This window comes from Streptomyces sp. NPDC050211, from assembly GCF_040656035.1.
Classification (GTDB): Bacteria; Actinomycetota; Actinomycetes; order Streptomycetales; family Streptomycetaceae; genus Streptomyces.
Genome location: NZ_JBFALC010000167.1, coordinates 1 through 2,650 on the forward strand (window position 1 = coordinate 1; position 2,650 = coordinate 2,650).

Sequence of the window (2,650 nt, forward strand, 5' to 3'; positions counted from 1 at the left end):
GCCGGCCGGCGGCCGACCACGGCACCCCCGCGGGCGTCCCGCGGGGGTGCCGCGGAGCGTTGAGCCCGGTGTCAGCGCCGTATCAGGACCGTATGGGCGACCCCGCGCATACTCGTTCCGCGCTCGCAGAGAGGGGAGGCAGGGGGGTTCTTCCGCAGCCGTTCGCCACGGCCGTGCACCACGCCGTACGCGTCGAGAGCACGCCGTACGCGCGGCCGGCGAACGGGCGTGCCCCGCACATCCGATGACCGCCGATCACGCCTCACCCCCGCCGCCCGAAGCGACGACGACCGTCGTCGTCGACCTGGGCCGGCCGCCCTACGACGTGCCCGCCCTGGAACTGCGCGGCCCGCTCGACCCGGCCCGGCTCACCGCGGCCCTCGACCACCTCGCCGTGCACGGGCCGGGCGCCCGGGCCTGGCGGCACCGTATCGACGAACTCGGCCCCGGCCACCACGCGCTCCGTCTCGCCCCCGACGACACCGGCGCCCCGGCCGACGCCTTCCCCTACGGCCGGCTCGCCGACCTGCTCACCCACCCGCTGCCCGGCGGCCAGCCCGCCCGCAGCCTCGCGGCGACCCCGCTCCAGCGCGAACTGCTCGCCGACTGCGACGCCCACCCCGGCCGCCACGTCCAGCAGCTCACCGTCTTGTGGCACGGCCCGCTCGACCTGGAACGCGTGCGCGCGGCCTGGCAGTCCGTCACCGACAGCGAGAGCGTGCTGCGCGCCGCCTTCGACGACGGACCCGAACCTCTGATCGTCCTGCACGAGCACCTCGACGCCACCGTGCTGTGGCTGCCGGACGGCGCCGTGCGCTGGCCCGACCTGCTCGCACACGACCGTATGCGCGGCATCGACCCGCGGCTGCCCGGCCCGCTGCGCGTCACCGTCTTCGGCGGCGGCCCCGAACGTGGGCGGCCCGTGCCCTCCCGGATGCTGCTCACCTACCACCACGCCCTGCTCGACGACTTCAGCGCACGCCTGCTGCTGCGCGAGTTCTACCGTGCCTATCTGGCCGGCGGCCGGCTGCCCGGCGGCGAACGCCGGCCCGACCTGCGCGACTACGGCCGCTGGCTCGCCCGCCAGGACACCGGCCCCGCCCGCGACCTGTGGTCCCACACCCAGCTCCCGCCCACCGCCGCCACCTGGCCCGTCCCCCCCACCACCGGCACGGACCACCCGGCACCGACGAAGCCGCCCGCCACCGGCACGGACCGGTCGTTGTCGGTGCAGCCGCCCACCGGCACGGACCGTCCGGCGTCGGTGGTGCCGCCCGTCGCCGGCGTGGACCGTCCGGCGTCGGTTGCGCCGCTTGCTGCCGGTGCGGACCGTCCGGCGTCGGTTGCGCCGCCTGCTGCCGGTGCGGACCAGCCGTTGTCGGTTGCGCCGCTTGCTGCCGGTGCGGACCGTCCGGCGTCGGTGCAGCCGCCCACCGGCACGGACCGTCCGGCGTCGGTGCAGCCGCCCACCGGCACGGACCGGTCGGCGTCGGTGGAGCCGCCTGCCGTCGTCGCCCGCGCCCGGCTGCGGCTGACCGCCGCGCAGACCGAGCGCCTGGGTACCTGGGCCGCGCACTGGGGCAGTACGGAGAGCAGCGTCCTGCAGGCCGTCTGGGCGCTGCTGCTGTACCGGGCCCGCGGGGCCGCCTCCGCGGTCCGGGTCCGCTTCGACGTCACCGCCTCCGGGCGCGGCATCTCCTTCGAGGGCGCACAGCGCCTGCCGGCCGCGCTGCGCACCGCGCTGCCGCTGTCCATCGAGGTCGACCCCCGCACCACCGTGGCCACCCTGCTCGCCGAACTCCGCGACCGCGCCCTGGACATGTCGGCCTACGAGTGGATCTCCCCGGGCCAGGCCCGCACCTGGGCCACCCCGCAGCCGCAGCCGGCGCCGGCCGGGGAGGACGGCACCCTGCTGGTCTTCGAGAGCAGGCCGCACGACCCCGACGACCTCGCGGACGCCCTCGCCGCCCAGGGCATCCGCGTCGAAGAGCCCGATGCCCTGGGCGCCCGCACCGCCTTCCCGCTCACCCTCGTCGCCCACCACGACGGCGACGGCCGGCTCGTGCTGACCGCCTTCTACGACCGGGCCCGCCTCGAGGACGCGGCCGGCGTGCTGACCCACAGCGCCCTGCTGCTGGGCGAACTGCCCTATGTGGCGGGCGACTCCACGACCGTCGCCGACATCCTGGACCTGCTGTCCGCCGTCGCCGACGCCGCCGAGGCCCTCTCGCCGTCCCACGACCAGGACACCACCGTGGCCCGCGACCCCGTGGGCGGGGTGCCGGCCACCGAGGCGGAGCCGCTGCTCGTCCCGCTGCGCCCCGCCCAGGCCGCCGGCGCCGGCACCGTCTGCCTGCTGCAGACCCACGGCACCCCGCGCTCGCGCTACGACCGGCTCGCCCGCGCCTACCGGGGCCCGGAGGAGATCGTCCTGCTGCGCTCCGGGCCCGGCGGGGCGCACGCCCGCCACACCGCGCTGCGGCCCTGGGCCGATGCGGGGCAACTCCTCGTCCTGGGCGGGTTCTCCGGCGGCGGAAGCGTCGCCTACGAGATCGCCCGCCGTATCGCGGCCGGCGGCCGGCGGCCGCCGCTGGTGGTGCTCACCGCCGCCGCGGCCGACGCCGACGGCCACGCCCGGATGCTGCACGCC

Annotated in this window: 1 protein-coding gene; it reads left to right on the forward strand. The window is 77.5% G+C overall.

Annotated elements, in window-relative coordinates; translation table 11 throughout:
• Positions 1-244 precede the first annotated feature (244 nt).
• The coding region (locus AB0I98_RS49725; protein WP_362953135.1) for a condensation domain-containing protein at positions 245-2,650 on the forward strand (2,406 nt) is incomplete at its 3' end.